Annotated in this window: 21 protein-coding genes; 13 read left to right on the top strand and 8 right to left on the bottom strand. The window is 58.2% G+C overall.

Going from position 1 to position 24,781, the window contains the following annotated elements; translation table 11 throughout:
* Nucleotides 1-327 (top strand): DUF4368 domain-containing protein (locus NFS22_RS12365; protein WP_251318063.1); only part of this gene is annotated, 327 nt, incomplete at its 5' end.
* A gap of 142 nt (nt 328-469) precedes the next feature.
* On the opposite strand, the gene NFS22_RS12360 is transcribed toward NFS22_RS12365, so the two are convergent.
* Nucleotides 470-1,264, bottom strand: a complete 795-nt coding sequence (locus tag NFS22_RS12360; RefSeq protein ID WP_277614769.1) for a recombinase family protein — start codon at nt 1,262-1,264, stop codon at nt 470-472.
* 200 nt (nt 1,265-1,464) lie between these two features.
* On the opposite strand from NFS22_RS12360, the gene NFS22_RS12355 reads away from it, so the two are divergent.
* Complete coding sequence (locus tag NFS22_RS12355) at nt 1,465-2,166, top strand: hypothetical protein (RefSeq protein ID WP_251318061.1); 702 nt, start codon at nt 1,465-1,467, stop codon at nt 2,164-2,166.
* Nucleotides 2,167-2,250: 84 nt separating this feature from the next.
* On the opposite strand, the gene NFS22_RS12350 is transcribed toward NFS22_RS12355, so the two are convergent.
* The 3 genes from NFS22_RS12350 to kduI all read right to left on the bottom strand — a co-directional run bounded on the left by NFS22_RS12350 (nt 2,251) and on the right by kduI (nt 4,721).
* Nucleotides 2,251-2,925 carry a GntR family transcriptional regulator gene (locus NFS22_RS12350; RefSeq protein ID WP_251318060.1) on the bottom strand — a complete coding sequence of 225 codons (675 nt, stop codon included), beginning with the start codon at nt 2,923-2,925 and terminating at the stop codon, nt 2,251-2,253.
* 143 nt (nt 2,926-3,068) lie between these two features.
* Entirely contained in the window at nt 3,069-3,869 is an 801-nt protein-coding gene (locus NFS22_RS12345) for a gluconate 5-dehydrogenase (RefSeq protein WP_251318059.1), read from the bottom strand.
* Nucleotides 3,870-3,878: 9 nt separating this feature from the next.
* The gene (kduI, locus tag NFS22_RS12340; RefSeq protein WP_251318058.1) at nt 3,879-4,721 is read right to left on the bottom strand and encodes a 5-dehydro-4-deoxy-D-glucuronate isomerase; all 843 of its coding nucleotides are present in this window, start codon (nt 4,719-4,721) and stop codon (nt 3,879-3,881) included.
* 186 nt (nt 4,722-4,907) lie between these two features.
* Here kduI and NFS22_RS12335 point away from each other — a divergent pair, with 186 nt between their 5' ends.
* A complete protein-coding gene (locus tag NFS22_RS12335; RefSeq protein ID WP_251318057.1) occupies nt 4,908-5,993 on the top strand; it encodes a sugar kinase in 1,086 nt (361 codons plus the stop codon).
* Nucleotides 5,994-6,199: 206 nt separating this feature from the next.
* Here the strand turns inward: NFS22_RS12335 and NFS22_RS12330 are convergent, their stop codons facing one another.
* Nucleotides 6,200-7,183, bottom strand: coding sequence for a glycoside hydrolase family 25 protein (locus NFS22_RS12330; RefSeq protein WP_251318056.1), 984 nt, complete (start codon nt 7,181-7,183; stop codon nt 6,200-6,202).
* A gap of 355 nt (nt 7,184-7,538) precedes the next feature.
* Here NFS22_RS12330 and NFS22_RS12325 point away from each other — a divergent pair, with 355 nt between their 5' ends.
* Together NFS22_RS12325 and NFS22_RS12320 are read left to right on the top strand one after the other, a co-directional pair.
* Entirely contained in the window at nt 7,539-8,126 is a 588-nt protein-coding gene (locus NFS22_RS12325; RefSeq protein WP_251318055.1) for an Ntn hydrolase family protein, read from the top strand.
* 250 nt (nt 8,127-8,376) lie between these two features.
* A complete protein-coding gene (locus tag NFS22_RS12320; protein ID WP_251318054.1) occupies nt 8,377-9,699 on the top strand; it encodes a Na+/H+ antiporter NhaC family protein in 1,323 nt (440 codons plus the stop codon).
* 516 nt (nt 9,700-10,215) lie between these two features.
* Here NFS22_RS12320 and NFS22_RS12315 read toward each other — a convergent pair.
* Nucleotides 10,216-10,569 (bottom strand): arsenate reductase family protein, encoded by a 354-nt coding sequence (locus NFS22_RS12315; RefSeq protein WP_251318053.1) that lies wholly within the window; start codon nt 10,567-10,569, stop codon nt 10,216-10,218.
* 56 nt (nt 10,570-10,625) lie between these two features.
* Nucleotides 10,626-11,765 (bottom strand): ROK family transcriptional regulator, encoded by a 1,140-nt coding sequence (locus NFS22_RS12310; protein WP_251318052.1) that lies wholly within the window; start codon nt 11,763-11,765, stop codon nt 10,626-10,628.
* A gap of 332 nt (nt 11,766-12,097) precedes the next feature.
* Here NFS22_RS12310 and NFS22_RS12305 point away from each other — a divergent pair, with 332 nt between their 5' ends.
* The 8 genes from NFS22_RS12305 to NFS22_RS12270 all read left to right on the top strand — a co-directional run bounded on the left by NFS22_RS12305 (nt 12,098) and on the right by NFS22_RS12270 (nt 23,850).
* Entirely contained in the window at nt 12,098-13,291 is a 1,194-nt protein-coding gene (locus tag NFS22_RS12305; RefSeq protein WP_338147969.1) for a substrate-binding domain-containing protein, read from the top strand.
* 94 nt (nt 13,292-13,385) lie between these two features.
* Nucleotides 13,386-14,927 (top strand): sugar ABC transporter ATP-binding protein, encoded by a 1,542-nt coding sequence (locus NFS22_RS12300; RefSeq protein WP_251318050.1) that lies wholly within the window; start codon nt 13,386-13,388, stop codon nt 14,925-14,927.
* Between the two features lie 16 nt (nt 14,928-14,943).
* Nucleotides 14,944-16,122: a sugar ABC transporter permease gene (locus NFS22_RS12295; RefSeq protein ID WP_251318049.1), complete on the top strand. Its 1,179-nt coding sequence runs from the start codon at nt 14,944-14,946 to the stop codon at nt 16,120-16,122.
* An 11-nt stretch (nt 16,123-16,133) separates the two neighbouring features.
* Nucleotides 16,134-17,609, top strand: coding sequence for a xylulokinase (gene xylB / locus NFS22_RS12290; RefSeq protein ID WP_251318048.1), 1,476 nt, complete (start codon nt 16,134-16,136; stop codon nt 17,607-17,609).
* 14 nt (nt 17,610-17,623) lie between these two features.
* The gene (locus NFS22_RS12285; RefSeq protein WP_251318047.1) at nt 17,624-18,259 is read left to right on the top strand and encodes a DUF4867 family protein; all 636 of its coding nucleotides are present in this window, start codon (nt 17,624-17,626) and stop codon (nt 18,257-18,259) included.
* 15 nt (nt 18,260-18,274) lie between these two features.
* Nucleotides 18,275-19,759 (top strand): L-fucose/L-arabinose isomerase family protein, encoded by a 1,485-nt coding sequence (locus NFS22_RS12280; protein ID WP_251318066.1) that lies wholly within the window; start codon nt 18,275-18,277, stop codon nt 19,757-19,759.
* A 536-nt stretch (nt 19,760-20,295) separates the two neighbouring features.
* Nucleotides 20,296-22,521, top strand: a complete 2,226-nt coding sequence (gene ppk1 / locus NFS22_RS12275) for a polyphosphate kinase 1 (RefSeq protein WP_251318046.1) — start codon at nt 20,296-20,298, stop codon at nt 22,519-22,521.
* A 243-nt stretch (nt 22,522-22,764) separates the two neighbouring features.
* Nucleotides 22,765-23,850, top strand: coding sequence for a 6-phosphofructokinase (locus tag NFS22_RS12270; protein ID WP_251318045.1), 1,086 nt, complete (start codon nt 22,765-22,767; stop codon nt 23,848-23,850).
* Between the two features lie 96 nt (nt 23,851-23,946).
* On the opposite strand, the gene NFS22_RS12265 is transcribed toward NFS22_RS12270, so the two are convergent.
* Nucleotides 23,947-24,594: a SpoIIIAH-like family protein gene (locus NFS22_RS12265; RefSeq protein ID WP_251318044.1), complete on the bottom strand. Its 648-nt coding sequence runs from the start codon at nt 24,592-24,594 to the stop codon at nt 23,947-23,949.
* Nucleotides 24,595-24,781: the final 187 nt, after the last annotated feature.

Below are 24,781 nucleotides of genomic sequence, written 5' to 3'. Positions count from 1 at the left end.
GCTCGCATACCTGCGTCTCTCATTTTTCTGTATCATACCCTCATTATAGCACCTTTTTATCTATTGGTACAGCTTCTAAATGAAGAAATTAACCGACAGGAAGAACAGGCAGAGAACATTGAACGGTTCATTAGTAAGGTACATGAGTATCTTGACATGGACGAACTGACACCCGCCGTATTGAATGACATGGTGAAAGCAGTTTACGTCCATATGCCGGACACTTCAAACGGACACAGGGAACAGCAGATTGACATATCCTATGACCTTGTGGGAATACTCCCCGCGTCCCTGCTGAACGACTTACAAAACGGAGAAACGGCATAGCCAACGCTACGCCGTTTCCAAAAAACAAATCTAATACTGTCTTACGAGTATCTAACTTATGAGAGACAGTTTTGCTTTCATTGTCTCTCATATGAATGGCTCCTATTAGGAACACTGTAATATCAAGGGTTTCAGGACTTTTTCATAACTTTTCTGGTGTTTTAAGGAAATGAGAATGGACAAAATCTTGGTGTCTAGTGGTATGTGGTTGGTGCCTTTTGGTAATGTCAAGTAGGGAACAAGAAAAAGTGTATCTTCTTTTCAGTTCTTTATCTTCTAATTCCCCAACAGGTAAAATGATTCTTGGACGAAAGAAACCAATCAGCATAGGGGAAGCAATCAACGGATTACAGGATAGTTCCACTCTTGTGTTAATATTCAGTTTTTCTTCACAATCAGATAGCAGATTCAAAATCTTTATATCCGATACCTCTTTATTTCCTGCTTTGATGTATTGGATAAAGCCTTGATAAACCGTTATCTTATGGACAAATAAAACCAGTGCCAATGCTGACCAGATAAAAAACAGGCAGACGTATATATTAAAAGGCTCACGCATGGCAGTGTCATAGCAGACACTGCCCGAACAGCGCAAGCCCTTTTCCATTCTGGACTTGAAAACAGCCTTGATTTTGCGGCTGGTGTCGGCAACGTACCACTCGTTTATCACGTCACGGAAGATAGACATAATATCAAAGCCGTTGGCGGTGTCAAGGTTGTCATTTGCGGCAATAAAACGCACATGGTACTCGTCAAAGGTGCGCTTTAATAGCCCCACTTCAACCACGTCACGCCCGATTCGGCTCTGGTCTTTGATGATAACCGTTGCCACGTTCCCCGCCCGGATTTCGTCTAACATAGCGTCCAGCCCCGGACGCTTGAAAGTAGTTCCCCGGATTCCGTCATCCGTAAAGAACCACAGATTTGACCAAGTCATAAAGTGTTTTTAGCTCTCTCTATTTGGTTGTAAAAATGAGCAGTCACGCTTTATTTTTTCAATAGCTTGTCCCCCAAAAGTGTTCTTACGGCACCGCGCCCCACGTGGTGGAGCCCAAATATCCTGGTGCGGTGGAGCGTTATGTGAATATGGGGGACTGTTACAACAAAGAGTTTCTTTGGCCGCTGCGCAAGGAGATTATGGACTGCATGGTTGGTTACAAGGGCTGCTATCAGCGGGCCTACCGCTGTTTGGGGGCGGCGGCGGAGATTATGGAAGACCAGCGCTCCGTGCTGCTCACCGACGCTCTGTCCCAAAAGCTGGCCAAGCGGGCCCGCGGCATTCTCACCCGGGAAGTCCCCCGGCGGAAAGCCGAGGCGTCTGGACGGGTCAAGCTGCGCTTTCTGGGCGCAATCACCCACCAGGGGCCTGTATGCCTGTACGACACCGCCCTGGCCCAGTGCGGGCGGGTGTATGCCCTGACGGACATCTGCGGGCTGGCCCACGAACTGCTCATTCATCTGCTGGCCGGGGTGACGGCCAACGGCTATGACGTGGTAGCCTGTCCCGACCCCATGGCGCCCGACCGTCTGGCTCATCTGCTGGTGCCCCGGTTAGGGCTGGCTTTCCTCACTGTCTCCGCCGGTCTGCCCCTTCCGACAGCGCCCTACCGCCGTATCCGCCTGGAAGCGGCGGCAGATGGGGAGGCCCTGCGGCGCAGCCGGCCCCGGCTTCGGTTTGCCAGAAAGGTATCCGCCGCCCTTGTGGAGGAGGCGGTATCCTCCCTGGCCCAGGCCAAGGCTATGCACGATGATCTGGAAGCCATCTACAACCCCCATGTGGATTTCGGACTGGTGGACGAAATTGCCCAGGATATCTGGGAGGAAATTCTCAGCTTCTGAACAGACGGCAGCCGGCCCTCCCCGGAAAGGAGGGCCGGCGCTTATACTGTATACCAGGGGAAACTCCCCAAAAATCTGAACATTTCACTTAAAATACTGCGGATATGCCGCCCGGATGGTGGGTAAATCAATTTTGTAACGGTTCAGGTGAAGGGTCATCAGCTCCTGGGCCCCTTTGGCGTCCTTCCGGCAAATCAGATCTACCAGATCCTGGTGGTCCTGGACCACCTTCAGGTCCTTTACCGAGGACAGGGCCATCCCCCGCACCCGGTCAAAGTGGATGGCGATATTCTGGATCAGCTGAAACACCCGGGACTTTTTGGCAATCTCAAACAGCATGCCATGAAACTGATTGTCCAAGGCCATGAGCTCATTGGTGTAGGTGCCGTCCAGATAGAAGCTTTGCAGGCGGATATTGGCGTTGAGACGCTCGATATCCATGGGGCCGGCCATCTCACACACCAGCTCCACCACAGCGCACTCCAGCAGATTGCGCATAAAGCGGGACTCCTCCACCAGCTCGGAATTGATAAGGGGGACTGTACTTTTGCGCTGGGGGTGAATCTCCACAATCTCCACCTTGGACAGCTCAATCAGGGCCTCCCGCACCGGAGTGCGGGACAGGCCCATCTCGGCGGCCAGCTCATTCTCGCTGATCTGACTGCCGGGGGCCAGCTCCAGATTGATAATATTCTCTTTGATGTTGCGCAGAGCATAGTCCCGGCCGCTCTCCCGGGGCAGGCGTTCTAACAGTTTCATACAGACTCCTATATCCGTGACGGACTTGTTTGGGCACATTGTCTTTACTTTAGCACAACTGCGGCGATTTGTCTACTAGTATACCGGAAAAAGCCAGGGACTCCGCCCGCCGGCGAAGTCCCCGCTGTGGAAAGAGCGCTGTGTCACGGCTGTTTGCCGATATAGGCCAGAATGCCGCCGTCCACATAGAGGATGTGGCCGTTGACAAAGTTGGAGGCGTCGGAAGCCAGGAATACCGCCGGGCCCATCAGGTCCTCCGGCTCGCCCCAGCGGGCGGCGGGGGTTTTGGAGATGATGAACTGATCGAAGGGGTGGCGGCTGCCGTCGGGCTGGCGCTCCCGGAGGGGGGCGGTTTGGGGGGTGGCAATGTAGCCTGGGCCGATACCGTTGCACTGGATATTGGCTCCGCCGTACTCGGCGCAGATATTCCGGGTGAGCATCTTCAGCCCGCCCTTGGCGGAAGCGTAGGCGGAGACGGTCTCCCGGCCCAGCTCACTCATCATGGAGCAGATGTTGATGATTTTGCCATGTCCCTTTTTCAGCATTCCGGGGATAACCGCCTTGGCACAGATAAAGGGGCCCACCAGGTCGATATCCACCACTTGGCGGAAGTCCTCGGTGGACATCTCCGCCATGGGAATACGCTTGATGATGCCGGCGTTGTTTACCAGAATGTCCACGCCGCCCAGGTCGGCCTCAATTTTGGCCACCAGCTCCGCCACCTGTTTCTCATCCGTGACGTCGGCAATATAACCCTGGGCCTGGATGCCCTTGGCCTCATAGCTTTCCATGGCCTTGTCCAGGTTGGACTGGCTGCGGCAGTTGAAGACAATCTTTGCCCCTGCGGCCGCCAGAGCTTCAGCGATAGCAAAGCCGATTCCGTAGGCGCCGCCGGTGACCAGGGCGGTTTTTCCCTCCAGGGAAAAGAGCTGTTTCATGTCCATACGATTACCTCATTTCAAATCAGCGGTGGGGATCACGTCCATGTCGTCAAAGGCCTGATTTTCTCCCCCCATGGCCCAGATAAAGGTGTAGCTGGCGGTGCCCGCCCCTGCGTGGATGGACCAGGAGGGGGAGATTACCGCGTCAAAATTCTGCATCACCAGGTGGCGGGTCTCTTGAGGCTGGCCCATCATGTGGAACACCACCTGATCCTGGGGAATTTCAAAGTAGGTGTATACCTCCATCCGCCGCTCGTGGGTGTGGGCAGGCATGGTATTCCAAACGCTGCCGGGGGACAGCCGGGTCAGACCCATGGAGAGCTGGCAGGTTTCCAGCACATCGGGGTGGATGAACTGGTTGATGACCCGCTGGTTGGACAGCTCCGCCTGGCCGCAGGGGCGGTGGTTGGCGCTGTCCATAGTAAGCAGTGTGGTTTTAAACGCCCTGTGGGCGGGGGCGGAGACCAGGTAGAATCTGGCGGGATCGGCCCCGTCCTCGCTGCCAAAGCAGACCTTTTCAGCGCCCTTGGTGATATAGAGGCAGTCCTCATAGCCCAGGTCATAGCGCTCGCCGTCCACCTCGATAAAGCCGCGGCCTCCCAGATTGAACACACCCGCCTCCCGGCGCTCCAGAAAATACCGCGTGCCAAAGTTGGCCCATACGTCAATCCCCTTGTCGATAGGTACCCTCTCGCTCACCGGCATGATGCCCATTACCACCATGCGGTCCACATGGGAATAGGTGGCCTTTACTGTGTCCGGCACGTACAAACCGGTAATCAGGAACTCGTCTCTCAGCTCCTGGGTGGTATACCGCTTTACGTCGTTGGGACTTGCGGAATAGCGAATATCCATATTTTTAACCTCTTCTGTGAAATTCCCTCAAAAACCTTGGACAAAGCCGGGCAGATGGAATATAATAGCGTATCGGGAATTTACAAATATCCGGCTCTCTCCTTCGCTCCGATTATACACTTTTTATCCCCCCGTGTACAGCCAAAAACCATATTTTTCCCATCAAATATGCAGGAGGAACAGAAGATGAAACATGCAAACCCCATTCGTCCCCTGGCCGGCTCCCCCCGTTTTATCACCATTGGAGAGATCATGCTCCGTCTGACGCCCCCCAACTACGAGAAGATTCGGGTGGCCACCAGCTTTGAGGCCAGCTACGGGGGCAGTGAGGCCAACATTGCTCTGGCCCTGGCCAACCTGGGGGTGGACAGCACCTTCTTTTCCGTTGTTCCCAACAACAGCCTGGGGAAGAGCGCCGTCCGGATGCTGCGCTCCAACGACGTCCACTGCACTCCCATGATCCTCAGCAGCAGAGAGGAGACCCCCACCCACCGCCTGGGCACCTACTATCTGGAGACAGGCTACGGCATCCGCCCCAGCAAGGTCACCTACGACCGGCGGCACAGCGCCATCACCGAGTATGACTTCTCCACCGTGGACCTGGACGCCCTTCTGGAGGGCTACCACTGGCTCCACCTCAGCGGTATTACCCCCGCCCTGTCCCCCAGCTGCGCCCAGCTCATTCTGGACTGTATGAAAAAGGCCAGGGAGAAGGACATCACCGTCAGCTTTGACGGCAACTTCCGCAGCAAGCTGTGGACCTGGGAAGAGGCCCGGGACTTCTGCACCCAGTGCCTGCCCTATGTGGACGTGCTGCTGGGCATTGAGCCCTACCACCTGTGGCGGGACGAGAGCGACCACAGCAAGGGCGACTGGAAGGACGGCGTATCCCTCCAGCCCAGCTATGAGCAGCAGGACGAGATTTTCCAGGCCTTTGTGGAGCGCTACCCCAATCTGAAATGTATCGCCCGCCATGTGCGCTACGCCCACAGCGGCAGCGAAAACAGCCTGATGGCCTACATGTGGTATCAGGGCCACACCTTTGAGAGCAAGCTGTTTACCTTCAACATCCTGGACCGTGTGGGCGGCGGCGACGCCTTTGCCAGCGGCCTGATCTACGCCATGATGAACGGGTACAAGCCCATGGATATGGTCAATTTCGCCGTGGCCAGCAGCGTCATCAAGCATACCATCCACGGCGACGCCAATATTACCGACGACGTGGAGTCCATCCGCAACCTGATGAACATGAACTACGACATCAAGCGCTGACAAAAAGCGGACCCTTCCCGCAGGATGGGTCCGCTTTTGCTGTAGCTGCCGTAATTATAGCTAACTTCAAAATTGCTGACACTGGATCTGCAGGGGCGGCCCGCGGCCGCCCGCAGAGGCAAATGGGCCTGCCTGCAACAGGCAGGCGGCAGTAAATCTGACGATTGGCTGTAAGCAGAAAAAAGCTTTTTTCAAGTGCTTTGGCCCTATCTCAAGTCCAGGTCCAGATCCACATCCCCCTGGATGCCGGCCACCTGGCCGGTGTGGGTGTACTGCCACAGGTCAAAGTGGTAGTAGAAGTCGGGCTTGGTGTCGTACTCCGCCAGCCACAGGTTATAGCCGGTCAGCTCCCGCAGGTCATAGCGGAGATAGCCCAGGCTCTGATTGAAGTAGACCGCCGGCTGGCACCCCGCCTCTTGAATTTTGGCGCAGAAAGCGTCGGCGCACCGGGTGAGGGTGTCGTTGTCCAGGCTGTCTGTGCGGGCGCCGCTGCCGGGGGTGATGGGCTCCCAGTCGAAGGCGATGGGGTAGGTGATGTTATACCCCTCCACCGCGTTGAGGACAAAGGATGCCTCGGCCTCCGCCTCCTCGGGGGTAATGGCTTGGGAAAAGAAATAGATTCCCACATCCAGCCCCGCGTCCAGGGCACCCTGAAGGTTGGTCTCAAAGGTCTGGTCCATAAACAGACCGCCCTCGGTATAGCCCCGGTAGCCCAGGCGGAGAATGGCAAAGTCAATGCCGTCTCCCGCCACCGCCTGCCAGTCGATCTCCTTCTGATAGGTGGATACATCCACTCCGGTTTTTGCCCGCTTGCCGTCCTTCTCATAGGTGACCCGGCCCCTGCTGTCCACAGAGAAGTTCTCTCGGTTGTAGGGGTTGAGAGGCATGCCCTCCAGAGGAGTCAGCACCTTGTCGCCAAACCGGAAGGTGACAGGCTCCTCCACAGGCGGGGCGGGCTCCTCTTCCGGCTCCTCCGCCGGCGGGCGCAGAATCAGAAACAGCGTAATGCAGGACACAATCAGCGCCAGAAGAGAGACAACCAGCGTCAGCTTGCTCAGCCAGTTCCCCCCTCCGGAGGACCTGCGGGACGGCGGGGACTGATGATGCCGGGGCCTGGGCGGGACAACTGCGGGCTGGTCAGCCTGCTCCTGGTCCTGCTCCGGAAGTACGTCAGGCGGATATGGGTTCATTGCGCTTCTCCTCCCCTGTTTCGACAGTTTTTTCTATCATTATATCGGCAAAAAAAGCCAAGAATTAAGAGTCAGTTGTTGAACTGTAGTACATCTAAGAATGTGAGCAATACCTGCCACTTGGAAGAATGCGGAAGCGGGGTTGTTGACAAATAGAAGTCAATATGATATGTTAGTAGTGCTTAATAGCTTGGCGCTGTAGGGGTGAAGAAATCCTTAGAAATATGCGGATCAAGGCCGCCGAGCTATTGATCCTTTTATTGGAGAAGCGCCGGTACAGGTGTAGGATTGTCTTTACATAAAGCGGTACTGCCCAGTTGCCCAGGCAGTACCATCTGTTCAGGAGGGAGCGGCTATGTTAGTCCAAGCTGCTATGTGTGACCAGTTCGTCATTGTCTGTGGAGAGCAGCGGCTCAATCTGAGCAACGGCGGAGTGCTGCATAATTTCAGAAAGATTTTTAAGATCAACGAACATGTTATCATCGGCCTGTCAGGCGCCATTGAGGATAATTATTATCTGTTCCAGGAGTATATTAACCCGGACTTCACCTTGAAAGAGGGCTGCCTGGACAGCCTGGAAGAGGTTTTTGACCGGGTTACCGCAAGATACCAGGAGATGACAGCCGAGGGTGAATGTGATGTGTTCAGCCTGGTGTGCGGCTGGAACGGCAGTGGATTTCAGGCCAAGACCTTTCATATTGATTCGGAGCACGCCGGGAACAGCAGAATTACAGATGTGGAACCGGCCCACGAAAAGGACGGCAAGCTGATTTCCTGCGGCGACAACCGGCACTATGAAAATTTCTATTACGGCGTAAGCCGGTACGGGTTTGACATCAACGGAGTGCAGAGGGCATTCCGTGAGGTGCTGTCCAAGGGCGTGCTGTTTGATGAATTCATCGATAAAAACGCCCAGTTTGAGGTTATCCGTAGACCAGAATAAGAGAAAGGGAGCGGTTGGTTTAGCCGCTCCCCTTTTTGCGTAAAGGATAGATAACTATACAGATATACAGCAAGCTTCAAAATTGCTGATACAAGAGTTGTAAGTGCGGCCTGTGGCCGCCCGCAGAAGCAAATAGTTCTGCTTTAAACAGATTGTGAAGGAAATCTCCAACCATTTGTTCAAACCGCATTGACACGGCGGGGAAATTACTCTAAAATAGAAAAAACCTGGAGAAAAGGGAGGAGTCTTTATGGATTTGAGAGAGAAAAAACCAAAGCAAAATGCGGCTGCCCTGCTACCCATTCTGGTATTCCTGGTGCTGTACCTGGGGATGGGACTGGTCTTTGAGTACGGCCTGGGCGTTGAGATGGCGTTCTACAACATCCCTATTGTGGTGGTGTTCATGGTGGCGCTGCTGGTGGCCTGTCTGCAAAACCGAGGCTTGAAGTTCGACGACAAGCTGGCTGTTATGGCTCAGGGGGTTGGGGATAAGAATATCATGACCATGATCCTCATTTTCCTGGTGGCCGGTGTATTCGTAGGGGTCACCGGCCGCAGCAGCGCCGAGGCGGTGGCCTATTTCCTGCTGTCGGTCACTCCGGCCTGGGCCTCGGTGGCGGTGCTGTTTGTGGCCGCCTGCTTTGTGTCCACCGCTATGGGCACCTCGGTGGGAACCATCACCCTGATTACTCCCATTGCCGCGGCGGTGGCCAATGTTTCCGGCTTTTCGCTGCCTCTGTGTGTCGGTTCTGTTATGGGTGGAGCCATGTTTGGTGACAACCTGTCTTTTATTTCGGATACTACCATCGCCGCCTGCAATACCCAGGGCTGTGAAATGCGGGACAAATTCCGGGCCAACTTTAAAATCGCCCTGCCCGCCGCCATTGCCACCCTGGCTGTCATTCTGATCCAGTCCATCAACGCCGGGGTGGGGCACATTGACATTCCGGACTATAACCTGCTGCTGCTCATTCCCTACGTGCTGGTGCTGGCTGGCGGGATTGCCGGACTGAACGTATTTGTGGTGCTGATTGTGGGGATTGCGGCTGGTGTAGCCATTGTCCTGCCCACCGGGACGATTGACTTTATGGGCCTGCTGGGCAGCATGGGTTCCGGGGCCTCCGGGATGTTTGAGACTATTATGGTCACCGTTCTGGTGTCCGCCATGTGCGCCTTGATCCGGGAGTTTGGCGGCTTTGAGGCCCTGCTGGCCTTTATCCGCCGGGTGTTCCGGGGCCGCGTGGGCGGACGTCTGGGCGTGGGCCTGCTGGTGGGGGCTATGGACATTGCAACGGCCAATAACACCGTAGCGATTGTGATGGCAGGTCCTATTGCCAGGGAGATCAGCGAGGAGTACCACATCACACCCAGGGAGTCGGCCTCCCTGCTGGACACCTTCTCCTGTGTGTTCCAGGGTGTCATCCCCTACGGCGCACAGATGCTGGTGGCCATCTCCGCCTCGGGAGGAGTACTGTCCGCCTTCCAGATCATGCCCTGCCTGTATTACCCCTATTTGCTGGCAGTGGCCTCTATCGTCTACATTTTGGTGGGCGCGGGGAAGAAAAAAGCGTAAAACAGATCCTTTGGTTCCCGCTCTTTTGTGGTGAAAAGCAAAACGCTCTGGCTGCTGACAAAAGCAGCCAGAGCGTTTTATTCCATACGATTTGGGGAAAGGAGAATACCCCGCAGCCGGCAAAGCCGGCTGCGGAGGTATTGACCCTTTGGGCCTGTTCTGCTATTCTCCTTTCTATACGGCTGCAGCTCACCGTAAGCCTTCCTGCCCACGATTATCCGGCGCGCGGAAGTTGGACAAAATCAGCGAAACACCAGTGTTTTCAAGGCTTTCCGACTTTGTCCCCAATAATAACATAATCGTCGATACGGCGCACGATACCGGTTGCCTTCATATTCAAAACTCCTTTTCTCTGTTGTGGGTTATGTCTGTCTGGCAAAAGATAGTATACGCAATCTTTCCCTCACAATACAAACAGAGTGTTGGAGATGTTTGGAAATTACAGCAAACGTCAGAATGGCTGTCACTTGCAGGGGGCGGCCTGCGGCCACCCCGACAGATTCAATATCAGAAATTTTAATTGTCCAACAGCTTGCTCCAGTCCGCCTCACGGAAGCCGGTCAGGACAAAATCATCCCCTACCAGGATGGGCCGTTTCACCAGCATCCCGTCTGAGGCCAGAAGGGCCAGCTGCTCCTCCTGGCTCATATTGGGCAGCTTGTCCTTCAATCCCAGTTCCTTGTATTTCTGTCCGCTGGTGTTGAAGAACCGTTTCAGCGGCAAACCGCTGCGCTCCCACCAGAGCTTGAGCTCCTCCAGGGTGGGATTTTCCTCCTTGATGTGCCGGGAGGTAAAATCCTCCCCCCGGCTCTCCAGCCACTTGCGGGCCTTTTGGCAGGTGGTGCATTTAGGATATTCCACAAATATCATCCATAACCCTCCATTTTATAAATGTGTTGACGGTATCAAATTTTTCCTGATTTTCTCTAAATATGCTCTAAAAATTCTGTCACAAAGTGGAGCGCCACCCCCAGAGAGACGGTATGCCGGCGCAGTGTGCTCAGGTGCAGGTTTGCGGCGTCAGACACGATAAAGTTGATTCCGGCGGCATACTCCCGCAGGCGGGGCAGGTAGGGGGACAGAAACTCGCTTAACACGCCGCCGATCACCACATCACAGTCCAGAGCCATGTGGATATTATTCACCCCAATGGCCAGATGGCGCAGCATATTGTCCCACAGGGCCTCATACTCCCCCGCCCGGGGGCCCCGGCACTCCAGCTGGGAAAAGAACTCCTCCAGCGGCACGCCAAAGGCGCCTCGGATGCGCCGGGGGGAACAGTATGCCTCCAGGCAGCCCTGGGCCCCGCAGGTACAGGGCAGTCCTCCCGGCTCCACGCACATATGGCCGAACTCGGCGCTGCGGCGGTTGTCCCCCAGGTAGGGGGCCCCGCCCACAAGGATGGCCCCCCCGATTCCGTTTTCCAGGGAGAGGTAGGCCATGTTCCGGCCGCTGCCCCGGACAAAAAACTCGGCGTGGCCGCCGCTGGTGGCGTCGTTTTCCACATAGGTGGGGTAGGGGATGGAGTCTGTCAGCCCCTCCAGGGTTGTGTCCTTCAGCCGCAGGGTGGGTGCGGCGGTGATATACCGGCTGTCGGGGGACATCACCGCGGGCAGGGCGATTCCTACCCCCAGCAGACGGCCCCGGTCAATGGCAAACCGGTCCAGAAACTCCTCCAGTACCTGGGCCAGCAGTCCGCCCATGTCGGCAAAGCGGTGGATGGGCCCGTTGTCCACCTCCTGGTAGGCCAGCTCGTTGAGCACCAGGTCCGCCGCCGCGATACGCAGCCGGTGCTCCGTTACCGAAATGCCCACCGCCACCCGGGCGTCGGGCACAATGGACAGCCCGCTGGCCTTACGCCCCCCGGTGGACTGCTGCTCGCCGGAATCCCGGACCAGTCCGGCGGACATCAGCTTGGACAGGTTTTGATACACCGTGGGCAGGCTGAGCCCCAGGTCCCGGGCCAGGCTCTGCCGGGAGCAGAAGCCCTTGGCGTCATAGATATAGCGGTAAATATTGCTGCGGGTCTGCCGGCGGCGGTCAGTCAGGCCAGCATCATATTCCATTTAAATCTTCTCCTCTTTTAGCCAGTCTTTTACTATATTGTATCACGAAGTTGCAAACAGTCAATTCCAATCTGCGAAAAAATCAGAAAAATACGCGTCTTTGCCCCACATTAACAAAAGTCGTTTTATTGATTAAATAAAGATTTTCGTTATAACCACCAATTTGCCCCTTTGTCTTCCGTGCATTACCGCCAAAATTGCAATGGTAAAGCAAAAAACTATTGACATTGGTAAAATAACTTTATAGAATTAAGTTTACAGGAGCACGTGCTTCTGTGGTTTCCCCAAGAGATGGGGAAACCGGAACAGATCATCATTAGGAGGAAATGAATATGAAAAAGACATTGGCACTGATCCTTGCAGCCTGCATGTCCCTCTCCCTTGTCGCCTGCGGCGGCGGAAACAGCTCCACTCCCAACAACGGAAGCCAGGCCGGCACCAGCCAGCCTGCCTCCAGCCAGCCCTCCACCGGCGGCGACACCTCCGCCAAGACCGTGGGCATCTCCATGCCCACCAAGTCCCTGGAGCGGTGGAACCGTGACGGTGCCTACCTGGACGAGCAGTTCAAGGCCGCCGGCTACAACACTATCGTAACCTACTCCGACAACAAGAATGAGCAGCAGGTAAACGACATTCAGAACATGCTGTCTCAGGGCGTGGATCTGCTGATTATCGCCGCCATCGACGGCAACGGCCTGAACACCGTGATGAATGACGCGGGCGCCGCCGGCATCCCTGTGATCGCCTATGACCGCCTGATTATGAACGACAACAGCAGCTACTATGTCTCCTTCGACAACTACACCGTGGGCAAGCTCCAGGGCGAGTATGTCCGTGACGCCCTGCAGCTGGACAGCGCCGCCGGCCCCTTCAACATGGAGTTCACCGCCGGTGACCCCGCCGACAACAACGCCGGTTACTTCTTCAACGGCGCTATGGACGTGATGAAGCCCTACATCGACAGCGGCAAGGTGATTGTAAAGTCCGGTCAGACCGCTTTTGACCAGGTGGCCACCGACCAGTGGCAGACCGACGTGGCTCTGGACCGTGCCCAGAACGTGCTGGCCTCCTACTACTCCGACGGCTCCCAGCTGGACGCCTGGCTGTGCTCCAACGACTCCACCTCCCTGGGCGTAACCCAGGCCATCACCCAGGACTACGCCGGCTCCAACTCCGTGGTCATCACCGGCCAGGACGGCGACGAGGCCAACCTGCGCAACATCAAGGACGGCACCCAGTCCATGACCGTGTACAAGGCCGTGGCCAACGAGGCCGTTGTCACCCTGGACCTGGCCAAGGCCATTCTGAACGGCGACACCATCGACGCCTCTCTGATCTCCGCCTCCGGCTGGAGCTTCGACTGCGCCTATGACACCGACTCCTACGAGACCACCCCCGGCAACAAGTGCCCCTCCTTCCTGCTGGTGCCCGACGTGGTCACCGCTGACAACATGGAAGAGAAGCTGGTCACTCCCGGCTACTACACCGTGGGCGACGACGGCTACCTGAAGGCCACCAACGGCTAATCGCATAACCCCTCAGTCATAAGGCAAACTGGTGGGCGGGGCGGACGCCCCGCCCACCTTATTTTGGGGAGAACATCGAAAGGAGGAACACCGCTTGGCAAACACTATTTTGGAAATGAGATCCATCACCAAGGAATTTCCCGGCGTCAAGGCCCTGGACAACGTCAATTTAAAGGTAGAGGCCGGTGAAATCCACGCCCTGATCGGCGAAAACGGGGCGGGCAAGTCCACCCTGATGAACGTGCTGTCCGGTACCTACCCCGTGGGCAGCTACACCGGCCAGATCTTTTACGAGGGCAAGCCCTGCCAGTTCAAAACTCAAAAGGACAGCGAGGCCGTGGGCATTGTCATCATCCATCAGGAGCTGGCCCTCATCCCCCTGTTGTCTATTGGGGAGAACATGTTCCTGGGCAACGAGATTAAAAATTCCATGGGCTACATAGACTGGGACAAAACCTACGGCGAGGCCGAGCGCCACATGCGCCAGGTGGGCCTGCGTGAGCCAGCCCAGACCCTGGTAAAGGACATTGGCACCGGCAAGCAGCAGCTGGTGGAAATCGCCAAGGCCTTTTCCAAAAAGGTAAAGCTGCTCATTTTGGACGAGCCCACCTCCTCCCTCAACGACGAGGACGCCAAAATGCTGCTGGACCTGCTGCTGGAATTTAAAAAGGAGGGCCTCACCTCCATTATCATCACCCATAAGCTCAACGAGATCATCTACTGTGCCGACAAGGCCACCATCATCCGGGACGGCTCCACCATTGAAACTTTGGTAAAGGGAGTTGACGAATTCAGCGAGGACCGGATTATCAAGGGCATGGTGGGCCGCTCCATGGACGACCGCTACCCCACCCGGGAGCACAACGTCCAGGACCAGGTCAATCTGGAGGTGAAAAACTGGACAGTTCACCACCCCCTGTATCCCGACCGGGTGGTGGACGACAACATCTCCTTCCATATCCGCAAGGGTGAGGTTGTTGGCTTCTCCGGATTGCAGGGCGCGGGCCGCACCGAGCTGGCCATGTCCATCTTCGGCCGCAGCTACGGCACCGGCATCTCCGGAGAGCTGTACATTGGCGGTAAAAAGGTCACGCTGAAAACGCCCCAGGAAGCCATCCGCCATGGATTGGCCTACGTCACCGAGGACCGGAAGACCAACGGCCTGATTCTGGATGAATCCATCCGCTTTAATACCACCCTGGCCCGGCTGGACAAGGTGTGCAAGGGCGGCGTGATCGACCGGGACCAGGAGATTGGCGTGGCCGAGCAGATGACAAAGGACATGGGCACCAAGACCCCCACCATTGAGCAGAACGTGGGCAACCTGTCCGGCGGCAACCAGCAGAAGGCCCTGCTGGGCAAGTGGATGTTCACCGAGCCCGACATCCTTATCATGGATGAGCCCACCCGTGGCATTGACGTGGGCGCGAAGTACGAAATATACAGCCTCATCAACCAGATGGTGGCCCAGGGCAAGTCGGTGATGATGATCTCCTCTGAGCTGCCTGAGCTGCTGGGCATGTGCGACCGCATCTATGTGATGAACGAGGGCCGCCTGCTGGCCGAGCTGGACGCCAAGGACGCCACTCAGGAGGGCATTATGGGCTACATCATCCGGGATACCAACAAGGCGTAATAGGGAGGGTAACAATATGACTCAGAAAAACGAATTTAATCTGGTAAAGTTTTTGACCAAATACGCCATGGTAATCGCCCTGGTGATTGTATTTGCTCTGTTTTCCGCGCTGACCAAGGGGGTTTTGCTGTCCCCCCAGAATATGACCAACCTGATGCTGCAAAACGGCTACGTGCTGGTTATGGCCTGCGGCATGCTGCTGTGTATCCTCACCGGCGGCAACATTGACCTGTCTGTGGGCTCTGTGGTCTGCCTGGTGGGCGGCGTGGCCGCCGTGATGGTGACCAATATGGGTATGCCCGCCATCCCCGTTATTCTGCTGTGCCTGGTGCTGGGTCTGCTGGTGGGCGTGTGGCAGGGCTACTGGATCGGCTATGTCCGCATCCCGCCCTTTATTACCACCCTGGGCGGCATGTTCATCTTCCGCGGCCTGGGGCGCTTTGTGCTCAACAGCAAGACCGTGGCCGTGCAGGACCCCACCTTTTTGAACATCTTTACCGCTTACATCAAAATCCCCGGCCTGGACGACGGCGCCATCAAGCTCTCCCCCATCATTGTGGGCGTGGCGGCCGCGGTATTGATTTTGGCCAACACCGCCAAGAGCCGCAAGGACCGCTCCAAAAAAGGCTATCACCAGAACAGCGCCCTTGCCGACTTTGCCAAGTCCGGCCTGATCGCCGCCCTGATCCTCTGGTACTGCTGGATGCTGGCCCAGTACCGGGGCATCTCCGTGATGCTGGTGTGGGTGCTGGCCATCTGCCTGATCTATAACTTTATCACCTCCAAAACCGCCTTTGGCCGGTACTTCTACGCCGTGGGCGGCAACGAGAAGGCCACCAAGCTGTCCGGTATCAACACCGACAAAATCTACTTTATCGCCTACGCCAACATGGGCCTGCTGGCCGGATTGTGCGGGCTGCTGTGTACCGCTCGTGTGGGCTCTGTCAACGGCTCCACCGGCACCTCCTTTGAGATGGACGCCATCGGCTCCTGCTTTATCGGCGGCGCCTCCGCTTATGGCGGCAGCGGCACGGTGGGCGGCGTGGTCATTGGCGCGCTGCTGCTGGGCGTAATCAACATGGGCATGTCCATCATGGGCCTGGGCGACTCCTGGCAGTACGTTATCAAGGGCGGCGTGCTCCTGATCGCTGTCATCTTCGACGTGGTCACCAGCCGCAAGTCCGGGGCGAAGTAAGAGGTAGGCTTATGTTGTATATCGGAATCGACCTGGGCACCTCCGCCGTCAAGCTGCTGCTGATGGACGGGGAGGGGGCCATCAAGAATATCATCTCCAAGGAGTACCCTCTGGAGTTCCCCCAGCCAGGCTGGAGCCAGCAGAACCCGGAGGACTGGAAAAAAGCCGTTCTGGAGGGCATTCCGGAGCTGCTCACCGGCTTTGACCCCTCCCAGGTGGCGGGAATCGGGGCCGGGGGCCAGATGCACGGCCTGGTGGTGCTGGACGGGGAGGACAAGGTCCTCCGTCCCGCCATTTTGTGGAACGACGGCCGCACCGCCAAACAGGTGGACTACCTCAACGACGTCATCGGCAGGGAAAAGCTGTCCCAGCTCACCGCCAACATCGCCTTTGCCGGCTTTACCGCCCCCAAGATTTTGTGGATGAAGGAAAACGAGCCCGAGCTCTTTGCCAAAATCGACAAGATCATGCTCCCCAAGGACTATATCAATTACGTCCTCACCGGCGTCCACTGCACCGACTGCTCCGACGCTTCCGGCATGCTCCTGCTGGACGTGGAGCACAAGTGCTGGTCCAGAGAGATGCTGGATATCTGCGGCATTTCCGAGGGGCAGATGCCCAAGCTCTTTGAGAGCTATGAGGCCGTGGGCACCCTGAAGCCCGACATAGCCAAACAGTTGGGTCTGTCTGAACAAGTGATCGTCTGCGCCGGAGCGGGGGACAACGCCGCCGCCGCTGTTGGCACCGGAACCGTGGGAGAGGGAGCCTGCAACATCTCCCTGGGCACCTCGGGCACCATCTTCATCTCCAGCGAGAAGTTCGGCGTGGACCCCAACAACGCCCTCCACGCCTTCGCCCACGCCGACGGGCACTACCATCTTATGGGCTGTATGCTGTCCGCCGCCAGCTGCAACAAGTGGCTGATGGACGACATTTTCCAGACCCAGGACTACGCCGGGGAGCAGAGGGATATTACCCCGGAAAAGCTGGGGAACAACCATGTCTACTTCCTGCCCTACCTGATGGGGGAGCGCTCCCCCATCAACGACACCAACGCCCGGGGCACCTTCACCGGCCTGACCATGGACACCAGCCGGTCCGACCTGACCCAGGCGGTGCTGGAGGGGGTGGCCTTCGCCATCCGGGACAGCTTTGAGGTGGCAAAGGCGCTGGGAATCCACATTCAGCGCAGCAAGCTGTGCGGCGGCGGGGCCAAGAGCGCCCTGTGGAAGACGATCATGGCCAATGTGCTGAACATCCAGCTGGACCTCCCCGAGTCGGAACAGGGCCCGGGCATGGGCGGGGCTATGCTGGCCATGGTGGCCTGCGGACTATACCCCACGGTGGCAGCCGCCTGCAAAAAGCTGGTCCATACCGCCGAGACTGTCTCCCCCGACCCGGCTATCGCCGCCCGGTATGAGGAGCGCTACCGGCAGTTCAAGCAGATTTACCCCGCAATGAAGGAACTGTTCCCCATCCTGCAATAACGAGGAGTAATTTTATGAAGATTTATTCCATCCAAGACCCGGAATTTATCCCCTACGGCAAGGTGCTGGAGGGCTACGACACCACCTGCCTGGTCAACGCCATGAACACCATCCCCTTGCCCGAGGCGGGGGTGGCCTACGAGCCCAGCATCCCTGTGCTGGAAGCCACCTGTCTCTACGGCCAGTTCCAAAACAACGCCTACGGCGGGATGCCCGTCCAGCTTGGTATGTGCTGGGGCCGGAACACCAAGCTCAACTGCCTGGAGTACCACCGGGACAGCGAGGTCAACGTGGGCACTGGCGACTTCATCCTCCTGCTGGCCAGGCAGGAGGAGATTGTGGACGGTGTGCTGGACACTGTCAAGGTGAAGGCCTTTAAGGTCCCCGCCGGAGTGGCGGTGGAGGTCTACGCCACCACCCTGCACTACGCCCCCTGCCACGTCAGCGAGGGGGAAGGATTCCGGGTGGCGGTAGTCCTGCCCCGGGGGACCAACACCGGCGTCCCCGGCGCAACGCCCATCAACGAGGAGGACAAGTGGCTCACCGCCCGAAACAAGTGGCTGCTGGCCCATCCGGAGTCCAGTGAAGCCGCTCAGGGGGCTCACACCGGCCTGAAAGGCGAAAACATCGACATTTCCAAGGATATTTAAGGAGGAATTTATATGCTGACCAACATTCCCGAAGTAAAATTGGGCATTATTGCCGTCTCCCGGGACTGCTTCATTATTGACCTGTCTGAGCGCCGCCGCTCCGCCATTGTGGCCGCCTGCGCCAAGGACGGCCTGTCCGTCTACGAGTGCAAGACCACTGTGGAGAACGAGAAGGACATGCTCAAGGCGGTGGCCGAGGTGAAGGATGCCGGCTGCAACGCCCTGGTAGTCTTCCTGGGCAACTTCGGCCCCGAGACCCCCGAGACCCTCATCGCCAAGAACTTCGACGGCCCCTGCATGTACGTGGCCGCCGCCGAGGGTGACGGCGACCTGATCAACGGCCGGGGGGATGCCTACTGCGGCATGCTCAACTGCTCCTACAATCTGGGGATGCGCCATCTCAAGGCCTTCATCCCCGAGTACCCTGTGGGTACCGCCGAGGACATCGCCAAAATGATCGGCGAGTTCAAGCCCATCGCCTGCGCCCTTATTGGCTTGTCCCAGCTGAAAATCATCACCTTTGGCCCCCGGCCCCAGGACTTCTTCGCCTGCAACGCCCCCATCAAGGGCCTGTACGAGATCGGCGTGGAGATCGAGGAGAACTCCGAGCTGGACCTGCTGGTGGCCTACAAGGCCCACGCCAACGACCCCCGCATCCCCGAGGTGTGCGCCGACATGGCCAAGGAGATGGGCGAGGGCTGCTACTACGCCGACATGAACGAGCGTATGGCCCAGCTGGAACTGACCCTCCTTGACTGGGCCGAGGCCCACAAGGGCTCCCGGCAGTACGTGGCCTTCGCTGACAAGTGCTGGCCCGCCTTCCCCGAGGCCTTCGGCTTTGAGCCCTGCTATGTCAACTCCCGCCTGGTCAGCCGGGGCATCCCCGTGTCCTGCGAGGTGGATATCTACGGCGCTCTGTCCGAGTACATCGGCATGTGCGTCTCCGGCGACACCGTCACCCTCCTTGATATCAACAACTCCGTCCCCGCCTCCATCTATGAGGAGGACATCAAGGGCAAGTTTGATTACACCCTCACCGACACCTTTATGGGCTTCCACTGCGGCAACACCCCCAGCTGCAAGCTGTGCGCCGACCGGGCGGTGAAGTACCAGCTCATCCAGCACCGGCTGCTGGAGCCCAAGGACAGCGAGCCCGACTTTACCCGGGGCACTCTGGAGGGCGACATCGCCGCCAGCGACATCACCTTCTACCGTCTCCAGTGCGACAGCGATGGGATCCTCCGGGCCTACATCGCCCAGGGCGAGGTGCTCCCCGTGAAGACCCGCTCCTTCGGCGGCATTGGCGTGTTCGCTATCCCCGAGATGGGCCGGTTCTACCGCCACGTCCTGATTCAGAAGCGCTACCCCCACCACGGGGCGGTGGCCTTCGGCCACTACGGCAAGGCCCTGTTTGAGGTCTTCAAGTTCCTGGGCGTACAGGATATCGCCTACAACCAGCCCAAGGCCCTCCCTTATCCCACGGAAAATCCCTGGGCCTGAATTTGAAACCCACAAAGCCTTTTCCCGGGAAACAGGAAAAGGCTTTCCCCTCCAGGGGGATCCCGGAAATGTATGTACCTCTTGGGTCACCCTCATCCGCCCCCTTTGGGGGCACCTTCCCCCTGGAAGGGGGAAAGCAATGCGTCAGCTCTTCCATGATCCGCCACGGGCATATGCCCGTGGTTTTTTTTGCGCCAAAAGCCTACCTCCTTGAGGGAGATGGCACGGCGGAGCCGTGACGAAGGGGGTTTGCACGGAAAAATGCTGTGTAACTTCCTCAGTCACCGCCTGTAGTAATCATCAGCTTTGCAGCCACATGCAGGGGCGGCCTTTGGCCGCCTGTCTGTTACAGACAGGCCCGTTTGTCTCTGCGGGCCGCGCTTCCAGCCGGAAGGAGAGTCTGCCCTGCGGGCCCCACCTGTCAGCTGGCGCGGTCCGGAAAAACAGAAAAAGTCGTGAAAAGGGCTTGCGCCGTTTGGAAAAGGGTGGTACATTTATATCAGCGCAGTAAACCACAAAAGGAGGCGCCATCCACAATGAAAGACCAGTCCGCGCCCGCTGTGGCGCAGTGTTATGTGAACCGGGAGCTGTCCTGGCTCCAATTCAACAAGCGCGTATTGGAGGAAGCGGAGGATCCCGCCAACCCTCTGTGTGAGCGGCTGAACTTCGCCTCCATCTTCCAGAGCAACCTGGACGAGTTTTATATGGTCCGGGTGGGCATGCTGATGGACACCCTCCACCTCACCGCCACCGACGACAAAACGGGGCTGACCTCCGCCCAGCAGACCGCCGCTGTGCTGGAGCGCACCCGTGAGCTGCTCTGCCAGCGGGACCGGGTCTGTAAGGCCCTTATGTCCGAGCTGGGGGAGCAGGGGGTGGAAATCTGCCGCTTTCACAGCCTGTCTGACAAGCAGCAGTCTTTTTTAGAGAAGTACTTTACCTCCAACGTGCTGCCCCTGCTCTCCCCTCAGATTATCGGGCGCAAGCAGCCCTTCCCCTTTTTGCGCAACAAGGCCATCTACGCCGTGGCCATCCTGAAAACCAAAAGCGGGAGCGAGCGCATGGGCATTGTCCCCTGCGGCGAGGGCGTACTGCGCCGTCTGGTCCCCCTGTCCGGCGACGGAGGGCGCTTTGTCCTGGTGGAGGACCTGATTGCCAGCCTGCTGCCCAAGATTTTCACCCACTATAAGGTGGAGGGCACCGTTTTGATCCGTCTGGTGCGCAGCGCCGATATTCACATGGACGAGGCCTCCTCTGAGATGAGCGACATGCTGGCCGAGGAGTACCGCAAGAGCATGGAAAAGCTGATCCGCCGCCGCAAGCGGCTCCAGCCGGTCAAGCTGGAGTACCAGGGCAAGCTGTCCGACACGGTGCGGGACTCCCTGTGCGCCTGCCTGGGCCTGTCCAAAAAGCACCTGTTCTCCAGCGACGTCCCCCTGGACCTGTCCTTCCTCGGGGCCGTGCGGGACATACTCCGGGACAAGCCCCAGCTGTTCTACCCCCGCCGGGTGCCCCAGAACTCCCCCAACGTGGACCCCCTCCGCCCCATGACTGAGCAGATCAGAAAACGGGACCTGATGCTCACCTACCCCTATGAGAGCGTCCGCCCCCTGCTGCGGCTGCTCCAGGAGGCCGGCCAGGACCCTGAGGTGGTATCCATCAAGATGACCCTGTACCGGGTGGCCCACAACAGCAAGATTGTGGAGGCCCTGGTGGACGCGGCTGAGAACGGCAAGGAAATTGTGGTGCTGGTGGAGCTGCGGGCCCGGTTTGACGAGGAGAACAACATTGGCTGGTCCCGGGTGCTGGAGCAGGCCGGCTGCCGGGTCATCTACGGCCTGGACGGGCTGAAAGTCCACTCCAAGCTGCTGCTCATCACCCGAATGCACCACGACCAGGTGGAGTATATCACCCAGGTGGGCACCGGCAACTACAACGAGGACACCGTCCGGCTGTACACCGACTACGCCCTGATGACCGCCTCCCCTGAAATTGGAGCGGAGGCTGCCCAGGTGTTCAACTGCCTGTCCATGGGCGAGGTGGTGGAGGACAGCCGCCACCTGATGGTGGCCCCCGCCTGCCTGCGCCCCAAGGTGCTGGCCTTTATCGACCGGGAGATTGAGCAGGCCCGGCTGGGCAGGCCCGCCTATCTGGGCTTTAAGCTCAACGGCCTGACCGACAAGCTGATTATTGACAAGCTCATCCAGGCCTCCCAGGCCGGGGTGAAAATCGACCTGGTGATCCGGGGCATCTGCTGCCTGGTGGGCGGCCTGCCCGGACTGACGGAGCATATTGCCGTCCACAGCATTGTGGGCCGCTATCTGGAGCACGCCCGCATCTATATCTTCGGCCCGGAGGAGCGCAGGCAGGTGTATATCTCCTCCGCCGACTTTATGACCCGCAACACCACCCGCCGTGTGGAGGTAGCCGTCCCCGTTCGGGACCCCCAGCTCCGGGCCCATCTGGAGGAGATGTTCGCCTGCCAGCTGCGGGACACCGCCAAGGGCCGGGTGCAGCAGCCGGACGGCGCCTATGTCCGGCAGTCAGGGGAGCCCTTCAACGCCCAGGAGCACTTCTGTGACCAGGCCTACGCCGGAGATTGGACGCTGGAGCAGCCCCAGGCCGAACCACCCCAGCCCGCCCTCAAGCCCAAGCCGGTCAAGGCCCCTCCCGCCGCCCCCAAGACTGCCAAAAAGCCCGCTGCCGCCATCCGGAAGACCCGGCGCGGACTGCTGGGAAAGCTAATTAAGAAAGACCCGTAGGGCGTGACCACTGGGCGCGCCGGAACCGGTGACTTTATGAATGATGAAAAGCCTCCCTCTCTGAGGGAGGCTGCACGGCAAAGCCGTGACGGAGGGAGTTTTTACGCGGCAAAGAGATTCAAATTGTCAGTTTACTCCCTCAGTCACCGCCTTCGGCGGTGACGGCTCCCTCTCAGAGGGAGCCATATTTCCGTTTACCAAGCCGGAACGGCTTTCATATTTTTTCTGAAAGGAAGTAAGGTTATGAAACGGATCGGACTTCTCACCAGCGGCGGCGACTGCCAGGCTCTCAATGCCACCATGCGGGGCGTTGCCAAGGGACTGTACAACATCTATGGCAACGAGGTGGAGATCATTGGCTTTATCGACGGCTACAAGGGCCTTATCTATGAGGACTACAAAAAGCTGTCCCCCATTGACTTTACCGGCCTGCTCACCCGTGGGGGCACCATTCTGGGCTCCAGCCGCCAGCCCTTCAAGCTGATGCGGGTGCCTGACGAAAATGGCCTGGACAAGGTGGAGGCCATGAAATACACCTACCGCCGCCTGCGGCTGGACTGCCTGGTGGTGCTGGGCGGCAATGGCAGCCAGAAAACGGCCAACCTGCTCAGCGAGGAGGGGCTGAACGTAATCGGCCTGCCCAAGACCATTGACAACGACCTGTGGGGCACCGACACCACCTTCGGCTTTCAGTCCGCCATCTCCCTGGCCACCGACGTGATCGACTGCATCCACACCACCGCCGCCTCCCACAACCGGGTGTTCATGGTGGAGATCATGGGCCACAAGGCGGGTTGGCTCACCCTGAACGCCGGTATCGCCGGCGGCGCGGACATCATCCTCATCCCCGAGATTCCCTATCATATCGACAGCGTCATCGCCAAGATCCACCAGCGGGCCGCCTCGGGCAACGGCTTCACCATCCTGGCCGTGGCCGAGGGCGCCATCTCCCAGAAGGAGGCGGCCATGTCCAAGAAGGAGTATAAGCAGCACATGGCCAAGCTGCTGGAGAAGTACCCCTCTGTGTCTTACGCCATTGCCGACAAGATTTTGAAGAAGACGGGCAAGGAGGTCCGGGTCACCGTCCCCGGCCACATGCAGCGCGGCGGCGCCCCCTGCGCCTACGACCGGGTGCTCTCCTCCCGCCTGGGCACCACCGCCGCCCTGATGATCTCCAAGGAGGAGTACGGCAACATGGTGGCCATCCAGAACCATGTGATTACCTCCGTCCCCCTGAAGGAGATCGCAGGTAAGCTGAAAACAATCGACCCCAAGTCCGACATTATCACCGAGGCCCGCCTGCTGGGCATCAGCTTCGGCGACGATTGATCGAACGCGGCCGCCCCTGCAGCCCCGGTATCACATTTGAATCACGCCGGATAAGTGTTTTAACAGGCTGAAAAAGCCCCCTAATGGGGGCTTTTTTTATTCCACTTCGATAATGGTGATCTGATCCGCTGTAAAGCCGGCGGTCTGTTTTACCACATCCAGGATTTTGGCGGTGTCCGCCTCGGTGAGCCCGCCCTCCGGCGTGGAGACGGCCAGAGACAGGGTGTCCTCCCCGATAAAGGCCACACAGTCGGCGTATCCCTTGGCCACCACCAGATTTTCAATCTGGGCCTCGGTGACGGTGTAGTTGGCCATGGTCTGGATGTTGTCATTGAGCTGGTTTTTCACCGCCTCGTCGGCGTCCTCCCGGGCGGCGGCGTCCTGGAGGAGGGACAGGGCGCTGTCCCGGGCCTGCTGGCGGTTGAGCCGGGCGGTAGCGAAGTAGGCGCTGCTGCTGCCGGTTTCGCCCCCTGTTTGAGCGTTCGTTCCCGCCGGCGCGTCTCCGGTGCCGTCCTCCACCGCCGCCCCCTGGGCAGAGCTGCTCGCGCCGCTTCCATTGACCAGCGGGTCCTTGGTCTCGCCGCCCACCATGGCGGACTGGCCCAGGGTCTTGCCCACATCAGTGCCGTCCTCCTTGCCGTAATTCCAGTTCAAATACACCGCCGCACATACAAACAGCGCGATTGCCGCCACCACCGCGTTCCGCTTCCACAGCTGAGACCAGTCGGTCTTCTTCGTCCTCATGATAATTCCTCCTCATATTGATTTTGTATGATGTTGTCTGCCATGCAGATTACAGCAAATGTCAAAATGCTGGCACATGGGCCGGACCCTGCTGCAGGGGCCGCCGCCCCCGGCGGCCCGCTGGCCGCTGTCTGTAACAGTCGGGCGGCCACAGGCCGCCCCTGCATGTGGCCGCAAATCTGATAAT

It is taken from the genome of Flintibacter muris, from assembly GCF_943192995.1.
Classification (GTDB): Bacteria; Bacillota; Clostridia; order Oscillospirales; family Oscillospiraceae; genus Lawsonibacter; species Lawsonibacter muris.
Note: the sequence above shows the minus strand (reverse complement) of the source record. Positions and strands in the feature narration are given on the sequence as shown.